This window comes from Pantoea sp. WEP (assembly GCF_041678305.1).
GTDB lineage: Bacteria > Pseudomonadota > Gammaproteobacteria > Enterobacterales > Enterobacteriaceae > Pantoea > Pantoea dispersa.
In genome coordinates this window covers 2,031,816-2,049,914 of record NZ_JBGNXB010000001.1, presented here as the reverse complement: position 1 = coordinate 2,049,914, position 18,099 = coordinate 2,031,816, and the positions used below count along the sequence as shown (strand labels likewise).

The 18,099-nt window shown below is 60.4% G+C and carries 18 protein-coding genes; 3 read left to right on the top strand and 15 right to left on the bottom strand.

The window, feature by feature from the left end:
* Nucleotides 1–83: 83 nt before the first annotated feature.
* Nucleotides 84–1,403: an MFS transporter gene (locus ABVR31_RS09430; protein WP_222952037.1), complete on the top strand. Its 1,320-nt coding sequence runs from the start codon at nucleotides 84–86 to the stop codon at nucleotides 1,401–1,403.
* 3 nt (nucleotides 1,404–1,406) lie between these two features.
* On the opposite strand, the gene ABVR31_RS09425 is transcribed toward ABVR31_RS09430, so the two are convergent.
* The gene (locus ABVR31_RS09425; RefSeq protein WP_372772530.1) at nucleotides 1,407–2,039 is read right to left on the bottom strand and encodes a DapH/DapD/GlmU-related protein; all 633 of its coding nucleotides are present in this window, start codon (nucleotides 2,037–2,039) and stop codon (nucleotides 1,407–1,409) included.
* A gap of 137 nt (nucleotides 2,040–2,176) precedes the next feature.
* On the opposite strand from ABVR31_RS09425, the gene ABVR31_RS09420 reads away from it, so the two are divergent.
* Entirely contained in the window at nucleotides 2,177–3,079 is a 903-nt protein-coding gene (locus ABVR31_RS09420; RefSeq protein ID WP_059008883.1) for a ParB/Srx family N-terminal domain-containing protein, read from the top strand.
* Nucleotides 3,080–3,265: 186 nt separating this feature from the next.
* Here the strand turns inward: ABVR31_RS09420 and ABVR31_RS09415 are convergent, their stop codons facing one another.
* Nucleotides 3,266–4,360 (bottom strand): NADH:flavin oxidoreductase, encoded by a 1,095-nt coding sequence (locus tag ABVR31_RS09415; RefSeq protein ID WP_372772528.1) that lies wholly within the window; start codon nucleotides 4,358–4,360, stop codon nucleotides 3,266–3,268.
* A gap of 102 nt (nucleotides 4,361–4,462) precedes the next feature.
* Between ABVR31_RS09415 and ABVR31_RS09410 the strand changes: the two genes are divergently transcribed.
* Complete coding sequence (locus tag ABVR31_RS09410) at nucleotides 4,463–5,356, top strand: LysR family transcriptional regulator (protein ID WP_088517157.1); 894 nt, start codon at nucleotides 4,463–4,465, stop codon at nucleotides 5,354–5,356.
* 528 nt (nucleotides 5,357–5,884) lie between these two features.
* Here the strand turns inward: ABVR31_RS09410 and ABVR31_RS09405 are convergent.
* From ABVR31_RS09405 to pqqA, 13 genes are all read right to left on the bottom strand, one after another.
* Entirely contained in the window at nucleotides 5,885–7,180 is a 1,296-nt protein-coding gene (locus tag ABVR31_RS09405) for a sorbosone dehydrogenase family protein (protein WP_150058014.1), read from the bottom strand.
* A complete protein-coding gene (locus tag ABVR31_RS09400; protein WP_136547638.1) occupies nucleotides 7,177–7,599 on the bottom strand; it encodes a DUF2231 domain-containing protein in 423 nt (140 codons plus the stop codon). The genes ABVR31_RS09405 and ABVR31_RS09400 overlap by 4 nt, the downstream gene beginning before the upstream one ends.
* A 115-nt stretch (nucleotides 7,600–7,714) precedes the next feature.
* Nucleotides 7,715–8,551, bottom strand: coding sequence for an MBL fold metallo-hydrolase (locus ABVR31_RS09395; RefSeq protein ID WP_211726161.1), 837 nt, complete (start codon nucleotides 8,549–8,551; stop codon nucleotides 7,715–7,717).
* 255 nt (nucleotides 8,552–8,806) lie between these two features.
* On the bottom strand, nucleotides 8,807–9,310 hold the full coding sequence (locus ABVR31_RS09390) for a thioredoxin domain-containing protein (RefSeq protein WP_372772525.1): 504 nt from the start codon (nucleotides 9,308–9,310) through the stop codon (nucleotides 8,807–8,809).
* Nucleotides 9,307–10,029 carry a DsbA family protein gene (locus tag ABVR31_RS09385; RefSeq protein ID WP_088517198.1) on the bottom strand — a complete coding sequence of 241 codons (723 nt, stop codon included), beginning with the start codon at nucleotides 10,027–10,029 and terminating at the stop codon, nucleotides 9,307–9,309. Before ABVR31_RS09385 ends, ABVR31_RS09390 begins: the two co-directional genes overlap by 4 nt.
* A complete protein-coding gene (locus ABVR31_RS09380) occupies nucleotides 10,029–12,032 on the bottom strand; it encodes a protein-disulfide reductase DsbD family protein (protein ID WP_371221082.1) in 2,004 nt (667 codons plus the stop codon). The genes ABVR31_RS09385 and ABVR31_RS09380 overlap by 1 nt, the downstream gene beginning before the upstream one ends.
* A 49-nt stretch (nucleotides 12,033–12,081) precedes the next feature.
* On the bottom strand, nucleotides 12,082–12,432 hold the full coding sequence (locus tag ABVR31_RS09375; RefSeq protein ID WP_058758599.1) for a hypothetical protein: 351 nt from the start codon (nucleotides 12,430–12,432) through the stop codon (nucleotides 12,082–12,084).
* A 120-nt stretch (nucleotides 12,433–12,552) separates the two neighbouring features.
* Nucleotides 12,553–14,877 (bottom strand): pyrroloquinoline quinone biosynthesis protein PqqF, encoded by a 2,325-nt coding sequence (gene pqqF / locus ABVR31_RS09370; RefSeq protein WP_372772522.1) that lies wholly within the window; start codon nucleotides 14,875–14,877, stop codon nucleotides 12,553–12,555.
* Nucleotides 14,877–16,019 (bottom strand): pyrroloquinoline quinone biosynthesis protein PqqE, encoded by a 1,143-nt coding sequence (gene pqqE, locus ABVR31_RS09365; RefSeq protein WP_372772520.1) that lies wholly within the window; start codon nucleotides 16,017–16,019, stop codon nucleotides 14,877–14,879. Before pqqE ends, pqqF begins: the two co-directional genes overlap by 1 nt.
* Complete coding sequence (gene pqqD / locus ABVR31_RS09360; protein WP_021505975.1) at nucleotides 16,006–16,284, bottom strand: pyrroloquinoline quinone biosynthesis peptide chaperone PqqD; 279 nt, start codon at nucleotides 16,282–16,284, stop codon at nucleotides 16,006–16,008. The genes pqqE and pqqD overlap by 14 nt, the downstream gene beginning before the upstream one ends.
* A gap of 4 nt (nucleotides 16,285–16,288) precedes the next feature.
* Nucleotides 16,289–17,044, bottom strand: a complete 756-nt coding sequence (pqqC, locus tag ABVR31_RS09355; protein ID WP_021505974.1) for a pyrroloquinoline-quinone synthase PqqC — start codon at nucleotides 17,042–17,044, stop codon at nucleotides 16,289–16,291.
* Nucleotides 17,041–17,967, bottom strand: coding sequence for a pyrroloquinoline quinone biosynthesis protein PqqB (pqqB, locus tag ABVR31_RS09350; protein ID WP_021505973.1), 927 nt, complete (start codon nucleotides 17,965–17,967; stop codon nucleotides 17,041–17,043). Before pqqB ends, pqqC begins: the two co-directional genes overlap by 4 nt.
* 55 nt (nucleotides 17,968–18,022) lie before the next feature.
* Nucleotides 18,023–18,094: a pyrroloquinoline quinone precursor peptide PqqA gene (pqqA, locus tag ABVR31_RS09345; RefSeq protein WP_010617686.1), complete on the bottom strand. Its 72-nt coding sequence runs from the start codon at nucleotides 18,092–18,094 to the stop codon at nucleotides 18,023–18,025.
* Nucleotides 18,095–18,099 lie beyond the last annotated feature (5 nt).

Genomic DNA, 18,099 nt, shown 5'->3' with positions numbered 1-18,099 from the left:
CGGACACTAATTAGTTAGCAGCCTTAGCAATCTGGCATTACCTTTGCTTAATGATTCCTGTGTTCATTTTCAGGAGTCGCATGATGAAAGCGTCCTCAACCCGCTACACCATTTTCTCGCTGCTGTTTCTCATCGCACTGATTAACTACATCGACCGCGGTGCGCTGTCGTTCGCCGCCAACGCCATCTCGCAGGAATTTCACTTCAGTAAAGTGCAACTCGGTGCCGTGCTGGGCTACTTTGGCTTTGGCTATCTGTTCGGGTCGCTGTGCGGCGGCTTCCTTGCCGACCGGCTGGGCACCAAAAAGGTCTGGCTGATGGCCGGCATTCTGTGGTCGCTGCTGGAGATCGCCACCGCGTGGGCCGGAGAGCTGGGCATGGCGCTGTTTGGCGGCTCGGCGATCATGGGGTTTGCTGCACTGCGCGTGCTGTTTGGCTTCAGCGAAGGGCCGGCCTACGCGTTGATGAACAAAACCATCGCCCACTGGGCACCGGATAACGAACGCGGTTTCGCGCTGGGAATTGGCCTGCTGAGCACCCAGGTGGGCTCGCTGCTGACCGCACCGATTGCCGTCGGACTGCTGCTGCTCACCAACGACTGGCGCATGATGTTTATGCTGCTCGGCGCGTTTTCACTGCTGGCGATGCTGCTGTTTGCGCGCCACTTTACTGATACGCCACAGCAGCATCCCCGTGCCAATGCCGTCGAGCGTCAGCTGATCATTGCCGGGCAACGCCAGCAGCCGCAGGACGAAGGCGCGCTGCCGTGGTGGCGCTTCTTTACCAGCCGCACGCTGGTGTGTAACGCGCTGGGCTATTTCAGTTTCCTCTACATCACCTTTACCCTGGTGACCTGGCTGCCGAAATATCTGCAGGATAATTTCCACTATGACCTGCACTCGCTGTGGTATGTGGCGATGATCCCTTGGAGCGGTGCCTGCCTGACGGTGCTGCTGGGCGGGCGCATCGCCGATCGCCTGCTGGCGCGCTTTAACAATCTGCGGCTGGCGCGCAACCTGTTTGCCGCCGTGACGCTGTGCGCCACCGCCTGCTGCTTTATGGCTATTCCCTGGGTCGGATCTGCTGCCGGCATTATCGCGCTGATGACGCTTGGCAACGCGCTCAATGCGCTGGTGAATAACGTCTACTGGTCGGTCGTGATTGACGTGACGCCAAAGGCATCGGTTGGTACCTTCAGCGGCATGACGCTGGCCATCGCCAACCTCGCGTCGATCATTTCACCGATGCTGTGCGGCTGGCTGGCGCAGTACTACGGTTATAACGCCATGTTTACCGTCACCGCCTGTATCGCCTTTGGCAGCATGCTGGCCATGACGCTGCTGCAGCCGGAGAAACGCCTGCAAGCCGATGCGCCGCCAGCCGCCGCGCAGCAAGCTTTGTAAGCGTTATCGCCCGTGCCGCTGGCAGAAGGCGGCGATATCCGGCGACTGAAAATCCGCCAGGTGCGCCATCAGCTTCTCCAGCGGCCAGTTCCACCAGGCAATCGCCTGCAGCTGCGCCGCGATGTCAGCGCTGAAACGGGCGCGAATCGGTTTCGCCGGCACACCTCCGACAATGGTGTAAGGCGGCACATCTTTACTCACCACCGCCCCGGCCGCCAGCACGGCGCCGTCACCGACCGTCACGCCAGGCAGGACAATCACGCCGTGACCGATCCACACATCGTGACCAATGATCACCCGATCGGCACGGCGTCCGGCGAAGAAACCGGCATCGCGCTGCGCGCGGCTGTCGTAATACTCCGGGCAGTAGGTGAAGCGATGCTGTGAGGCGCGATCCATCGGATGATTCGGTGCCCCGATACGCACCTGATTGGCGACGGCCGTGAAGCGGCCAATCTGCGCATCCGCCACGCAGCAGTGTTCCCCAAGGTAGGAAAAATCACCCAGTTCGCTGTATTCCAGATAACTGTGCGCCAGAATTTCACACTGCTGGCCAATCTGCGTGTCGCGCAGACGGACGCTGGGATCGATGGCGGTGTGTTGCATTTTAGCGGGATGCTGGGTGGCAGAAATCATAAAGCAGGTGCTCCGTTGTGGTCAGATGTCTGGATAAGTGGTTGCCTCAACGCAACCGCGAGCCACAACACTAGAGCGGGAAGATGACAGGAATGCTATCGTGTTGCTCCACCGGGAGATCTTCAGGAGAAAATGGAATGAAAGCGTCCCTGCCGTTATTAGCCTTGCTATTCAGTACCGCCCCCGCCTTTGCCGCCCTGCCGCCCGACATCAAAGCCGGAGAAATTGTGCAGGTCGAACTGGCGCAACTGCATCCCACTCAGGCAGCCATTGGTTATCGCCAGCTGGATTACAAGCAGCATCGTTATCAGGCCGATCCGGAAAAGCTGTTCGATGACTATTGCGAAAGCATGGGACAAAAAGGGGTGAAAAGTTTCACGCCGCGCTCCACTGTGCGCGATCCGGCCAGTTTCAGCTGTAAGGCGCCGGTCGGCAGCGAGCCCGGCCCGATGAAAACCGCGGTTATCGGTCCGGATAATCAACTGTACCTGACTGATGGTCACCATACGTTCAGCAACTTTGCTGACATGGCCGGCCTATCAACGCCAGTGCAGGTGCGCATTACCGATGATTTCCGCCCGCTGAAAAGCCAGGCTGCTTTCTGGCAAAAAATGGCGGCGGCACATCTGGTGTGGCTGGAGACGCCAAACGGTAAAATCGCCCCCGAAGCGCTGCCGCAGGAGCTGGGTCGCCAGCATATGCAGGATGATGAGTATCGTTCGCTGATCTACTTTGTGCGCGATATCGGCTTCGATAAGCCAGACAACCCGCCGCCGTTCCTTGAATTTTTCTGGGGACAGTGGCTGAGCCGGGAACTGCCGCTGAAAGCGTTCAACCTGCGCGACCGCGACGGCTACGCCGCAGCGGTGAAAAAGGTGGCGGAGAAGATGGTGAGCGTGCCGAAGGATACGGTGATTGCGCAGAGTGATAGCGGTCCGCTGACGGCGCAGGCGCTCGGTGCCAGAGACGCGGTGAACCAGAAGGCGCTGAACAAGTTAAGCGCCGATAACGGTAAGCTGAGCTGGGCGTTTAAACGTTAAGCGGGCTGGGTAGTGTTGGGTTTATCCAGGTGCGCAGCAATGCGCACCCTACAAAATTACACACTATTGCGGCTGGTGCGCAGCATTACGCACCCGACAAAACCCCACACCATTGTTGCTTGCGCGTGGGCATGCGTCTTTCTCCGTTGTGGCAGGGTCGCCATGGATGGCGACCGAAAACGGCGGTTATACCAGCTCGCTGTTTTTAACATCCGCGGACGGTGCCAGCAGGTTTTGATCGAAGGCGCGCAGCGGCTGGCCGTGGCGAACGCGCTGTGGCCAGTCCGGATTGGCCAGCGCGCTTTTGCCCAACGCCACATAATCTGCGCCCTGATACAACGCCATGCCGGCGCGTTCGGCATCTGACAGCGATCCGTTGATCACCACCGGCAGCTGTGGCGCAGCCTGGCGCGCCAGCTGTAGCAGCGACTCCGTCGCGTCCGCGAACGCCGGCTGCAGCGCATCGTGCTCGGTCAGGTGCAGATAATCGATACCTGAGTCGGCCAGCAGCGCAAATACCTGGCGCGCTCCGGCAGCGCCCTCCTGCCATTTATGCGTAAAATCATTCACTTTCCCCTGGGAAATCCGCACGCCCAGCGTGACGTTGGCACCGATGCGCTGCCGCACCGCGGCGATCACCTCCCGCGTCAGCGTCAGTCTTGCGATAATATCGCCGCCCCAGCGGTCGCTGCGCTGGTTGGTGTAATCGGTAACGAACTGATCGAGCAGATAACCGTTGGCCGCGTGAATTTCAATGCCGTCAAAACCGGCTGCCTCAATGGCGCGCGCCGCGCTGTCAGCAAAGGCGTCAATCACCTGCTCAATCTGTTCATCGCTCATGGCGCGCGGCAACGGATAAGCGCCGTGGCCATGGTAAAACCGCAGTTGTTCACCACGTGGCGGGATCGCCGAAGGCGCCAGCGTATCGCGCCGGTAAATATTGCCCTGCGATATCGCACCGGCGTGCATCAGCTGTGCAATGATTTTGCTGCCGTGCTGGTGCACGCTGTCGGTGATGGCCCGCCAGCCGGCGATCTGCTGGCGATTGACCAGCCCGGCCTGAAAAGCGTAAGTCTGTGACCAGGCTTCATCGATGTAGAGACCTTCGGTGATTATCGCGCCAAAGCCACCGCGGGCAAAACGCGTGTAGTACTGCTGCATACGCTCGCCCGGGACACCGTCTACGCTGGCGGAGATGCGCGTCATCGGTGCCACCATCAGGCGATTGGTTAAATCGAGGTGGTTAAGCGTACTGCTCTGAAACAGGTGTTTGTCGGACATTTGGCGCTCTGAAATAAATTATCATCAGGAGCCATTATAGTGAGTCGCCATTGTGGCAAAAATGACCGATTATGATACGTCTGCTTAACGGAAACCGTTACAATGAACTCCCGGGATATTGATGTTTTTCTGATGGTGTCGCAAACCCGCAGCCTGACGCAGGCGGCGCGGCGGCTCGGCACCACCACTATGACCGTGTCGCGCCGGCTGGCCTCACTGGAGGAAGATCTCGGCGTACGGCTGCTGCATCGCACCACGCGCGCCATTGCCCTTACCGATGAAGGCGAAGAGTTTCTTCCCTATGCCAGAACGCTGGCCGAGACCGAACAGAGCGCACGCAACCTGTTCGCGCCCGATAAACAGGGGGCCACCGGCCAGCTGCGCATCACCGCGCCCACGGGGTTTGGCCGCCGCACCATCATTCCGCTGCTGCCGTCACTGATGGAGCAAAACCCCGGGCTGCGCGTTGAGTTTCAGCTCAGCGACGATGTCACGGACATTGTCGGGCTGGGCTTTGATGTCGCGATTCGCATCGCCCCGCTGCGCGATTCCCGCCTGGTGGCACACCGTCTGGCCGATAACCCGCGCCGGCTGTGTGCGGCTCCGGGCTATCTGCAACGCTTCGGCACGCCGCGTCATCTGGCGGATCTGCATCAACACCACTGTCTGCGCCTGTCGAATGTGGTGCAGTGGAGTTTTATGGTGGACGGTCATCTCTCCAGCCTGAGCGTTGACGGGCGCTTCAGCGGCAGCAATGTCGAAGGGGTGCGTGCGCTGTGCGTGGCCGGCAGCGGCATCGCGCAGCTTTCTGAATGGGATGTGCGGGAAGAGCTGGCATCCGGCGAACTGGTGGCGCTGGAGCTGGAGGACGCGCAGCCGCAGATGCTGGGCGTGTGGGCGCTGTTTCCCACCACGCGCCATCTGCCGGCGCGCGTCAGCGTGTTTGTTGCGGCGCTCAGACAGGCGATGCAACAGCAAAGCCGGCCCGGCGAGTAACGCGGGCGTACGAAAAAAGGCGGAGGGGTGAGCTCCGCCTTGTTTCAAGTTCCGGTCAGTGCGCCTGACCGGTCAGTTGCAAAAGGGCAACGATGATTTGCAGGATCACCCGGACCAGGTCCAGGAGTAATCGAACAAGTTCCATCACTTTCCTTCTCCTCTGACAGGAGCGCGCTGTTCAGCTTTCGGGGCCCTGACTCTACCCGCCGACCGCCTAAGCACATCTGTGAGGAGCGCTGAGCGGCACTCATTGTGAAAGCCACAGGCCAGCACCACCTGAAACCTGCCGGGGTTTGACTATCCGCGCCCCTGGAGTCATCAGAAAACAATAAGCATCCGCCGCGCCCAACACCTGTATAACCATACAGTATTTTAGCGAAACTTGAAATCTTCCGCTGCACATTTTATCATTCCTTTTGTGAGGAGTGCTGAGCACCCCGTTCCGAGCGCGGTTACCAGCCGGGTGACGAACATAAAAAAAGGATTTGGCGACTTGGCCAAATCCTTTTTTATTGCCTGCGATTACCGCTACTGAGCGGCGCTGATACGCCAGATCGCGTTGCCGGCATCGTCGGCAATCAACACCCCGCCCTGATTATCCGTCGCCAGTCCTACCGGCAAACCGCGTACCTGCTTCTGATCGTCGGTGAGGAATCCTGACACCACCGTCTGCGGTTGCCCGACCGGTTTGCCGTTTTCAAATTTCACCCAAATCACTTTATAGCCGTTGAGCGGCGTGCGGTTCCAGCTGCCGTGTTCACTGATGAACGCGCCGCCGCGGTACTGCGGCATATTCTCCGCGCCATAGAACAGCAGGCCGAGCGGTGCCACGTGTGAGCTCAGCGCATAGTCCGGCTTGATGGCTTTCGCGACCAGATCCGGCCGCTGCGGCTGCGCGCGCTCGTCGACGTGCTGACCAAAGTAGCTGTACGGCCAGCCGTAGAAACCTTTGTCCTGCACGGAGGTCAGGTAATCCGGCACCAGATCCGAACCGATTTCGTCACGCTCGTTGGCGATGGCCCACAGCTTGCCGCTTTGCGGCTCCCACTGCAGACCGGTAGGATTGCGGATGCCGCTGGCATAAATGCGGCTGGCACCGGTTGCGGCGTCCACTTCCCACACCGCCGCGCGGCCATACTCTGCGCCGATGCCGTTCTCGGTGATGTTACTGTTGGAGCCGACACCGACGTACAGTTTGCTGCCGTCCGGACTGGCGAGCAGCGCTTTGGTCCAGTGGTGATTCAGCTCACCGCCCGGCAGCGACGTCACCTCTTCCGGCGGCGTACGGATTTCGGTTTCGCCGGTCTGGTAAGGGAATTTCACCAGGCTGTCGGCGTTAGCCACATACAGCGTATTGCCAATCAGCTGCATGCCAAACGGCGCATTGAGGTTTTCGATAAACCGGTGCTGTTCCCACTTGCCGTTTACGTTGCGCAGCAGCGTGATGCGGTTGCCGCCCGGGCCACCTTTGCCGGAAGATTTCTGCACCAGGCTCATGATCAATTCTTTCGGTGCCGTGACCGGGTTTTTCACCCCGTTGGCTTCTGCCACCAGCACGTCGCCATTCGGCAGCACATACAGCTGACGCGGGTGCATCAGGCTGGCCGGGATTTTCTCGATCTTCAGGCCATCGGCCACTTTTGGTGTCTCGCCCTCTTTCCACGCTGTGCCTTCCGGCACCTGCATCGGCGGCATAAAGAAGTTTTTAGCCTGCGGCAGCTGCGGATCAGGGCCGATTTGCCGTTGCGGATCGAGGTCCGATCCGCTGTCGCAGGCGCTCAGCAGTACTGCAATTCCCATCGCACTCATAACACGAAATTTCATGGGCGACCTCCCTGTAAACGACGCTCGCGCAGCGCCAGCTGCAGATTCGCTATCAGCAACAGCACCACCACCAGGGTGGAGAGCGTCACGCCCATCGGCACCACTGCATAGGCATCGCGGCTGTGAATGAATGCGTTAACGATGGCCAGCACGATTGCCAGCAGCGACAGCCAGAAATGGGTTTTCTCTGCGGCAGGTGCGCCACGGAATAAATGAATCAGGCTGATTAGTCGCGGCACAATCGCCAGCACCAGCCCGATGGCTATCAGCCAGCTGGCGGCTTTGGTCCACATGACGATGAAGGTTTGCAGATAGATAATATCAAACAGCCAGGCAGCAAAGAAAAAGCCCAGCGGCAATGGCTCAAGCAGGGTAAACAGCGTCACGCCAACAACCGAGCGTCCCGAGGTATGGTACATCGCACTCTCCCTATCACAGTTTTTCCAGGCGAGAGCGATCCGGCCAGGCATCGCTTCGCACGCCTGAGAAATATTAGTAAAGATAAAGAGTCATGCGCACAGCCCGCACAAAAAGTTAACCGTGCCGACGGAACTGGTTCAGTTCCTGTGCGTCGTGGCTGCAGAACAGTTGCACCTCTTGCGCGTGCTGCAGTGACAGCTCACGCAGCCGCTGCTGATTGCTGTGCCAGGCGGCGCGGTCACTGCACATCAGGCGCTGATAGGCGCGCAGGCCCGGCGTACAGTGGCGCTGGCTGTGGTACATTTCACCGCGATAAAACCAGGCGTCGCCGCCATGCAGCAGCCAGCCGCCCTGGTGACGAATCGCCACGCCCGCATGGCCCAGCGTATGTCCCGGCAGCGGCACCAGCAGAATCTCATCGCTGAGATCGTCGACCGCCTTCACCGCATCAAAGCCATACCAGCGCTCGCCGCCGCTGGCGTAACCGCGCCAGCCATCGTGCGCAGTCCACTGCTGCGGGCGAAACCGCTGACGCGCCAGCCAGCTGCTATCGCCCGCCTGGGTTACGGTATCCAGTTCACGCTGCAGCAGATGAATGCGGGCGGCCGGAAAATCACTGATGCCGCCGGCGTGGTCAAAATCGAGGTGGGTCAGAATAATGTGGCGCACCTCTTCCGGGCGAAAACCCAGCAGCTGAATCTGTGCCAGTGCGCTGAGCTGCTCGTTATAGCGAATATTATTTAGCGCGCGGAAAAAGCCCGACAGGCGGCGGTCAGGATGGCGCATATCCTGCGTGCCCAGACCGGTATCCACGAGGATTAAACCGTGACGGTCAGTTTCCAGCAGTAAGCAGTGGCACACCAGTTCAGCAAACGGACCTTTGCTGAAACCATCGAATAACGCGCCACCGAGCGGGCACATGCAGCCACAGTTGAGGTGATGAATTCGCATTGTTCTCCCCCAAAATAAAATGGCGCGAGCGCGCCGTTATTAAATAAATAAAAAAGTGATTTAACATATATGTGCCATGATGATGCTAATTGCAAATAAACCAGAAACATCCATCTATCACTTTATTTATTACTTATTTAATTTCAATGCATTGAAATATTTGGTGCGGATTTTGAATCAGCAAAAAAATAACCGCAGCGCAAGGTTATTCACGCTACGGTTATTTAACGCGGTCGGTTAACCGTTAATGATTAATCAGGCAGCGCGCGCCGCCCACCACAGGCGCAGCTTCAGTCCCCAGCTGCTGGTCCAGCCGCTGCTGGTGCTGACCACCTTGCCCTGATGCAGCACGATGAACGTCGGCGTGGCGCTGATTTCCCAGCGCTGTCCCAGCGCCCCGCTTTCATCATTGACGGCGAATCCCCGTACTCCTTTTTTATCCAGCCAGGTGGCGACGCGCGCATCGCTGCCGGATCGCAGAGCCACACTGACCACCTGCGTGCCGTGCTGACTGAGCGCGGCCACCGTCGGTGTGGTGAGTTTGCACACGCCACACCAGCTGGCCCAGACGTAAACCAGCACCGGCCGCTGCTGGCTCAGCGTCGCCAGGTTCACCTCGCCCTGCAGCGCGCTGAGCGGCTGCAGGGCCACATCCGCGGGCAGCTGCGGTGCACGCAGCCAGTCCATGGCCAGCAGTAGCGCCGCTGCCATCAGCACCAACAGCACGCCTTCGCGCAGCCAGCGCGTTACCCGGCTCATGGCTGAGCCTGCAGCGCACCTTTCACCGCGGCTTCCAGCTGTGCATAAGGCACTGCCCCGCTGATCAGCTGATTGCCCACCAGCGTGGCGGGCGTACCCTGCACACCCAGCTGCTGCGCCAGCGTCAGGTTGAGGTTGATGGTGTCGAGGCTGGCGGTGCTCGGCGCCGATAAGCTGATGCCACTTTTGTCGAGCGCGGCGGCGATGCTGGCTTCATCATGGTTGCCTTTCTTTGCCATCAGCCGTTCATGCAGCTTAAGAAAGTTATTCGGCTGCTGCTCCCACACCGTCAGCGCCAGACGCGCCGAACTGAGCGAGCTTTCAGCGCGGTACGGCAGCGGCTTCAGCACCACGGCCACCTGCGGATAGTTGTGCAGCAGTTTTTCGATATCCGCCTCAAACTTTTTGCAAAAGACGCAGTTGTAGTCGGTGAAATAGACCAGCGTCAGTGCCGGTTTTTTGGCACCGATGCGCGGTGAGCCGGCATCGTTAAACAGCGCCGCGCGGTTTTTCTCTACCATCTGCGCAACCACGTTTTGCTGCTGGCGCGCGGCTTCTTTATCAAATGCGTCGGCGGCTTCTGCCAGAATCGCCGGATTTTGCACCAGGGTTTCGCGAATCAGCTGTTTGATGCGCGCCTCCTGCTCAGGGGTAAATGGCGCGGCAGCCAGGGCGGGTGCTGCCAGTAACATCAGCGAAAGTAACAGGGATTTTTTCATCATTTTTTTGCCTCAGAGAATGTTGAAATCACCGCATCACGACTTAATAACGGCGATAAAATCTGGCCGTGCGGCAGTGCCGGGCCATAAATCTGGTTAAAGGGGATCGCTACGCGATCGCGGCGGCGCAGGAACTCGCCGATGGCCGGATCCGGTTGTGTCCAGTCACCGCGCAGCAGCACCACATCCTCTGCGCCGAGGGCGGCACGCACGTCAGGCTGATTCAGCACCCGCGATTTATTCACTTTGCAGGTGATGCACCAGTCAGCGGTGACATCGACGAATACGCGTTTATCCTGCTCCAGCGCCTGATTGATGGCGGCTTCGGTCAGCGGTTGCCACACCAGCGATTCTTCTTCCGGGGAGAGGCGCGTCAGCAGTAACAGCGCGCCCGCCAGCGTCACGGTAATGAACACCAGACCTGCCTGCGGCAGCGCGCGGCGTGCGATTAGCCAGCCCGTCAGCGCCAGCAGCAGGATGGCCGCCAGCAGAATGGCGACGGTGCTGCCCCAGTGGGGAATCAGCAGCGTCACCAGCCACAGCGTTGCCAGCAGCATCAGCAGCCCCAGCAGCGTGCGCAGATGCAGCATCCAGCGCCCCGGACGCGGCAGGCAGCGCGCCATGCCCGGCAGCGCCGCAACCAGCAGCCACGGCAGACTCATGCCGACACCGAGCGCGAAAAACAGCAGCCACAGCTGCGGCAGCGGCGCGGTCAGCGCATAGGCGACGGCGGTGCCAAGAAACGGTGCGCTGCACGGCGTCGCCAGCAGCGTGGCAAAGGCCCCCTGGCCAAAATGTCCTGCCAGACCGGCACCGCCGTGCGTCGCCAGCCGGGTAGTCAGGCCGGAAGGCAGTCGAAAATGCAGCAGATCGAACAGACTGGCGCTGAACAGGAACATCACCAGCACCATCACCAGCAGAAAGCCGCTGCTCTGAAACTGAATGCCCCAGCCCAGCGCCTGACCGCTGAGCCGTAGCACGGTCATCAGCAGCGCCAGCAGCAGGAAAGAGAACAGAATACCGGCGCTGGACGCGAGAAACTGCTGACGCGTCTGGCGTTGCGTCTGTCCCTGCTGCTGCACCAGACTGCTCAGTTTGATCGCCAGCACCGGCAGCACGCAGGGCATCAGGTTGAGAATCAGCCCGCCGAGCAGCGCCAGCAGCACTACCGACCACAGCGTGGCGTTTCCGGCAGAGGGAGAAAACAGCGGCTGATGACCAAGGGTCAGCTGGCTTTGCTGAGCGATACCGGCGTCAGCGATAACCAGCGACAGCGCTTTACCGCGCAGGTCCGGCGCGGCCTCGCCCCATTCGTCGGTCACTGCCACGCGAGCAGTCAGCGTCTCACCCTGCACGCTGATTTGCGGCGCCGCCAGCATGCTGCCCTGCGGATAATCAAAGAACAGTTCCGGCTGCTGCCAGCCCTGCTGACGCTGCGCCCGGATTTGCAGCGTGCCATCAACGAAGCTGGCATCAAGCTGATCGGTCAGCCCGCTGTCAGCCGGGATCTGCCCCATCGCCTGGGCGAAGTCACGCGCAAAATCCGGACCGGCGGGCTGCGAGAGATCGAGTTGGAACGGAAAGTCCGTCAGAATGCAGACGTCGCTGCAGGTGGACAGCGTCAGCGTGCCGGCCAGCGTGCTCTGCGGGGCAGATTCGAGCACGATGGGCAGCGTAACGTTGCCTTTGTAGCCTTGCGTGGTGAGGCCGCTGACGTCAAAGCGCGCTGGCACTGGCCACGACCAGCGGGCGTTGACATCCGGCGTTTGCCAGCGGATTTCCGGCGCGACGCCGCCTTCACCCGGCGAGCGCCAGTAGGTTTTCCAGCCCGGCTGCAGGCGAATATCCAGCAGCAGTTGCAGGTGATCGCCCTGCGGCGCGGCGCGCAGGCGCACTTCAGCATGGCTATTTTGCGCGTTGCGCAGCCAGCCGGTATCGGCGGCTTGCACGGTCAGCGCGCAGCTCGCCACAAGGAGCAGCAGGCTCCTGATCAGGAATGTCATAATCGTTTCTCCGTTGAATAACAGGGTTTACGCGGTGGATCGCGTGGTGTTATTCCCGGAAGACGCAGAGCGTGAGATGGCGCCGTCGCAGCGGCACAAACAGCGGTTCACGCCGCCAGACGGTAGCAGACGAAGTCTGGAATAGCGTGGCGATCAACGCCAGCAGCAGTACGAGGAACGGCAGCGCGGTATCGAGCAGCGGCGCGCTGCCGCTGAGTGACTTAGCGCCCAGCGCACAGGGCTTATCACTGCTGGCACCGTCATCAACGGCGGCGCTGTGAGCAGTAATGCTAACGACAGGCTGAGTCGGGAGATTGAAGCTGCGCTGGACGAGACAAAACGCCAGCACCAGACAAACCAGTGCCAGAATCCATTTTGCGCGTTGGGGCGATATCGTCATGCCACAGCCTCAGAGAAAAGTGCGGCCAGTTTATGCAAAAGCAGCAGAAACACCAACCCCTGCTGTGTAAACTTTTGTCTTTATGCCAGCGGGAGCAGGCTGACTGCAGAGAGGGAGAAATTATTCACGTTGATTAATCAGTAAACGCCAGCGGCGGCGTTCGCGCAGCAGGCGCTGATGCAGCCGCTGCAGCTGGGGTAACGTGAGCGCGGCGACCGCTTCTGGCGTAAGCACCGGCAGTCCCTGCTGTTTTCGCAGTGCCTCACTGGCGGCGTCGGCGTTCTGGTGTGGCTGGCACTGCGCCAGCAGCGTTGCCTGCCAGCCCCGCAGCGTTTCATCGTTGATGGCGGCGAGTTCACTCACCATGTCGCGCAAAAACGCTTTGCAGTGTTGCAGCAGTGTACGCCAGCCAATGGACGGTGATTGCAGCGCCAGCTGCAGTCCATCCACATCCGCCACGCGCTGGTAGCGCGCTGACACCACATAACCAATCTGTTGCTCAACCCGCAGGCGCTGAAAGAAGCGTGGTTCAAACATCAGCGCCAGCGCACGCAGCGCCGCGAGGCTGGCATCATCGGCAGCGGGCAGCGGAATAAACAGCAACAAGGCCTGATCGTTCGCCGCACAGCGCAGCGCGCTGACGCCGTGCTGCAGCGCCGCCGCGCGCGCCGGCGCAGGCTGAGTCCGGACCACTTCGCTCACCCCGTGCGCGGCGTGCTGACTGACACTTTCGCTGTGGCCGCACCAGGCGGCCTGCCATGCAGGATGCGCAGCCGGGGCCAGCAGCTGCTGCGGTAGTGCTTCCAGCAACTGACGAATCACAATACTTTGTGCAGCGCGGTGCGGTTGCGGCAGCACCGGCGCATTCAGCGCCGCCAGCACGCCAGGCAGCTGTTGCAGCGCGGGCATTGCATCGTCAGGCAGATTAATCACCAGTTGCCAGACGCCCTGCTGCTGTTGCCAGCGTCCGCTGCCACCGGCATGGCGCAGTGCGGCCAGCCGTGGGCGCAGCTGCTGCTGCCAGCTTAGCGCCGCCTCGTCACTGAGGGTGTGATAAAACGCCGGGCGCACCAGCAGCGTTTCCCGCGGCTGCACCGGATTTGCGCGCAGCAACGGCGCGCAATTTGCCGGGAGTTCCGGCAAATGCAGGACGTCAGCGCACGGATAAAATGACCAGTTAACCGGCGCAACCGGGCCAGCCGCGCTCTGTGGCCATGGCGCGCGCTGCAGACAGAATCCCTGCGTGGTGTAAGGCGCGGCGGACAGCTGTCGCTGCGTCAGCAGCCGCGTGCACGAGGCCTGTGGCAGCGCGGTGATGAAACCGGTGAAATCTGCGGGAACGTCAGCTGACGGCGCCGATCCCAGCGCCCGTCCGCGCAGCTGCGTCAGCGGCGACAGCGCAGCGAAATCCTGCTGTGCCAGTTGCAAATAGTGGCGATGCTGCGCTGGCGTGGCGGCGCGCACCGCACGCAGATGCTGCCAGAAGAGCTGTTCAATGCGTCTTGCCGCCGACGCTGACAGCGCTGGCGCACTGAAGCGCAACGCCAGCCAGCTATGATCGGCGCTCTGCCACAGCCATTCACACTGCAGCGAAGCGCACAGTTGCTCGCTGCGCAGCTGCGCCATCAGGCTGCCAGGGGCTTCATCCTGCCAGAAAGCCTCCAGTAATGTGACATTGTCACGCAAAGCGTTTTCTTCGCCGGTGATAAATAGGCTAAGCCAGAATGACTCTTCATCGGGAAGCTGGATGAGCGTTTCAACAGGCTCCGGCGCGGGAATGGCTGGCAATGAGGAGTGCACCGCACCGCCTGACTGGCGAACAGCAAACGCCTCGGCCAGCTGCTGTAATTCATCCAGCGATTGCGGTCCGCTCAGCCACAGCCGCTGGTTGGCGGCGACGAAATGCTGCTGATGAAATAGCCGCAGCGCCTGCTGAAGCTCCGTTGCGTTGTCACCAAAAGTCGCCGCACTCCCGACGCGAAAGCGGCGCAGTGCGCCACCGGCCGCGTCGAGCAGCGCTGCTTCACTCAGCGTTTCGGCATGATGCCGCAGCAGCTGAAATTCTGCCTCAATGACCGCCGCTTCCTGCGTAATCGCCGTACCGGTCAGCAGTGGCGCAGCCAGCATATCTGCCAGCCTTGCCACGCCCGCCGCCAGCGCCTGCGCCGGCAGCTGGAAGAACCAGGCACTGCGGCTGAGTTGTGTGGTGGCATTCACCTGACCACCCTGTTGCTGCAGCCACGGCATCAGGCGCTCATCGCCGGTAAAGCCCGCGCTGCCGCAAAACAGCAGATGTTCCAGCAGATGCGCCAGACCGGGCCAGCGATCGGGTTCGTGCAGGCTGCCTGCGCCGACGCGCACCAGCGCCGCGCTTTCCCGCGCGTCGGGCTGGTGCGACAGATGACAGCGCAGACCGTTAGCCAGCGTCAGGCTGCGTTCGCACATCAGGTGACCCGCTGTTTGAAAATCAGCTCAGAATTGCTGCGGTTACGGAACTGCAGCTGGGCGATTTTGATATCGCTGCAGCTGGCTTCACGGCGTGCCTCAAGAATTTTTCCATGATGCGGCGACTTGCTGCACACCGGGTCGGTGTTGTCGGCATCGCCGGTCAGCATGTATGCCTGGCAGCGGCAACCGCCGAAATCTTTCTCTTTCTCATCGCATGAGCGGCACGGTTCCGGCATCCAGTCGAAGCCGCGATAGCGATTGAAGCCAAACGAGTTATACCAGATATCTTCCAGGCTCTGCTCCAGCACTGAGGGAAACTGCACCGGCAGCTGGCGCGCGCTGTGACAGGGTAACGCCGTACCCTCCGGCGTCACGCTGAGAAATATCGATCCCCAGCCGCCCATACAGGGTTTGGGCCGCTCTTCGTAGTAATCCGGCGTGACGAACAGCAGATTGGTGAGATTGCCGCTGCTGCCCATGCGCTCACGGTAGCGCGCAACCACCGCTTCGGCGCGGGCAATCTGCTCGCGCGTTGGCAGCAGCCCCTGGCGGTTAAGATGCGCCCAGCCGTAGAACTGACAGGTGGCCAGCTCGACATCATCCGCCTCCAGCTCGATACACAGATCGATGATTTTATCGATCTGGTCGATATTATGGCGGTGCAGCACGAAGTTCAGCACCATTGGATAGCCGTGCTTTTTCACCGCTTTTGCTATCGCCAGCTTCTGCTGAAACGCCTTCTGCGAACCGGCCAGCGCGGCGTTCAGCGTTTCATCGCTCGCCTGGAAACTGATCTGGATGTGATCCAGCCCGGCGTCGGCGAAGGCATCAAGCTTTTTCTCCGTCAGGCCAATGCCGGAAGTGATCAGGTTGGTGTAAAAGCCCAGATCGCGCGCAGCGCGAATCAGCTCCGGCAGATCTTTGCGCGTCAGCGGTTCACCACCGGAAAACCCCAGCTGCACGCTGCCCATGGCGCGTGCCTGGCGGAACACCTCGATCCACTGCTCGGTGCTCAGCTCCTGTTCCTGCTGGGAGAAATCCAGCGGGTTCGAGCAGTAAGGGCACTGCAGCGGGCAGCGATAAGTCAGCTCCGCCAGCAGCCACAGCGGCGCATTCACGCCAGGTTTATTCGGGTTCACGACACTGGATCCACTTCTGTTCAATGGCCGATTGCAGGAAGTCTTTGACGTCATCATCGACACCACCCGCCTCCGGAAAACGCGCATTGAGCGTGGCGATAATGGCCGCCACATCCTGCTTGCCGGTCACCAGTTCCAGAATGGCGGCAGCGGTTTCATTCAGCTTCGCCATTCCTTCCGGGTAAAGCACCACGTGGCTGTCCTGCGCGGCTTCCCACTGCAGACGATAGCCGCGGCGAAACGCCGGAATCAGAGTCTCTTTCATGTGATTACACCAGTCTTGTACTGTGCCAGGCGACCTGATCGGTCACCGTGTGGTACGGCGGACGCTGCAGCGCGTATGCCATGGTCATGGCATCCAGCATGGTCCAGAGAATGTCGAGTTTAAACTGCAGGATCTCCAGCATACGGTTCTGCTGCTCAGCGCTGGTAAAGACTTCCAGCGCCAGCGCCAGGCCATGTTCCACATCGCGGTTCGCCTGGCTCAGGCGGCTGCGGAAGTAGAAATAGCCTTCCTCTTTGATCCACGGATAGTGCTGCGGCCAGCTGTCGAGGCGCGACTGATGAATCTGCGGGGCAAACAGCTCGGTGAGCGAGCTGCACGCTGCTTCCTGCCAGTTGGCGCGACGCGCAAAGTTGACATAGGCATCAACGGCAAACCGTACGCCCGGCAACACCAGCTTCTCTGACAGCAAGACTTTGCGATCGAGACCAACCGCTTCTCCCAGCTGCAGCCAGGCTTCAATGCCGCCTTCCTCACCGTTACGGCCGTCGTGATCGAGGATACGCTGTACCCATTTACGGCGCGTTGCCGGATCCGGACAGTTGGCCATGATCGCCGCATCTTTCAGCGGAATATTGGTCTGATAGTAAAAACGGTTCGCCACCCAGCCCTGAATCTGCTCGCGCGTCGCGGCACCGTTGTGCATCGCGATATGGTAAGGATGGTGAATATGGTAATACGCGCCTTTGGCACGCAGCGCCTGTTCAAAGGCTTCGGGTGACAACGCCTCGGTAATGATCACGATGCGGACTCCTGCAAATGAATCGCCATGCCGTCCCAGCTCACTTCAATGCCCTGCTGCGTCAGGAACTGGCGCTGCGGCGAATGCTCGTTGAGAATCGGATTGGTGTTGTTAATGTGAATCAGAATTTTGCGTCTGGCCGGCAGCGCGGCCAGCAGCGCCATCAGCCCCTGCTCTTCCGCCAGCGCCAGATGGCCCATGGCTTTGCCGGTATTTTTGCCGACGCCGGTGGTCAGCAGCTCATCATCCTGCCACACGGTGCCGTCGATCAGCAGGCAGTCGGCTTTTTGCAGCCAAGGCATAATCACCGCATCCGGTTCGCCGAGGCCTGGCGCATAGAGCAGCGTCTGCCCGCTGGCGGTGTTTTCGATAAACAGCGCCACGTTATGTCCCGGCAGCGGACGATCGCGATACGGCGAATACGGTGGCGCATTGCTGAGAATCGGAATGGCGGTGAATTGCAGGCTGGCGCAGACGTCAACGCGAAACGGCTCAAGCGGCGTGAGCGCACGATGCTGCAGGCCGCCGTTCCAGTGCTGCAGCATGGTAAAAATCGGGAAGCCGCTGGTGAGGTCGGCATGCACTTCCGGCGTACACCAGACCTGATGCGGGCAGCCCTCACGCAGGCTCAGCAGACCGGTAGTGTGATCGATCTGGCTGTCGGTCAAAATAATGCTGCCAATCGCCGTTCCGCGCAGCACGCCGTGTTTCACCAGTTCCGGCGTGCGGGCGATTTGCTGGCTGATGTCCGGCGAAGCGTTGCACAACACCCAGTCGGTACCGTTATCGCTGACAATGATTGAGGATTGGGTGCGCGCCTGCGCCTGGAGCGTGCCGTTACGCAGCCCGCTGCAGTTGGCGCAGTTACAGTTCCACTGCGGAAAGCCACCGCCAGCCGCCGAACCGAGGACTTTAATAAACATGTGAAGGACCGAAGCAGGAAAAGAAAATGCCCGCACGAACGGCGGGCAGGACGTCTTAGCGGTTGGAGATGTACAGCGTTACTTCCAGGCCCAGACGCAGGTCAACAAACTCAGGTTTTTTCCACATAATAT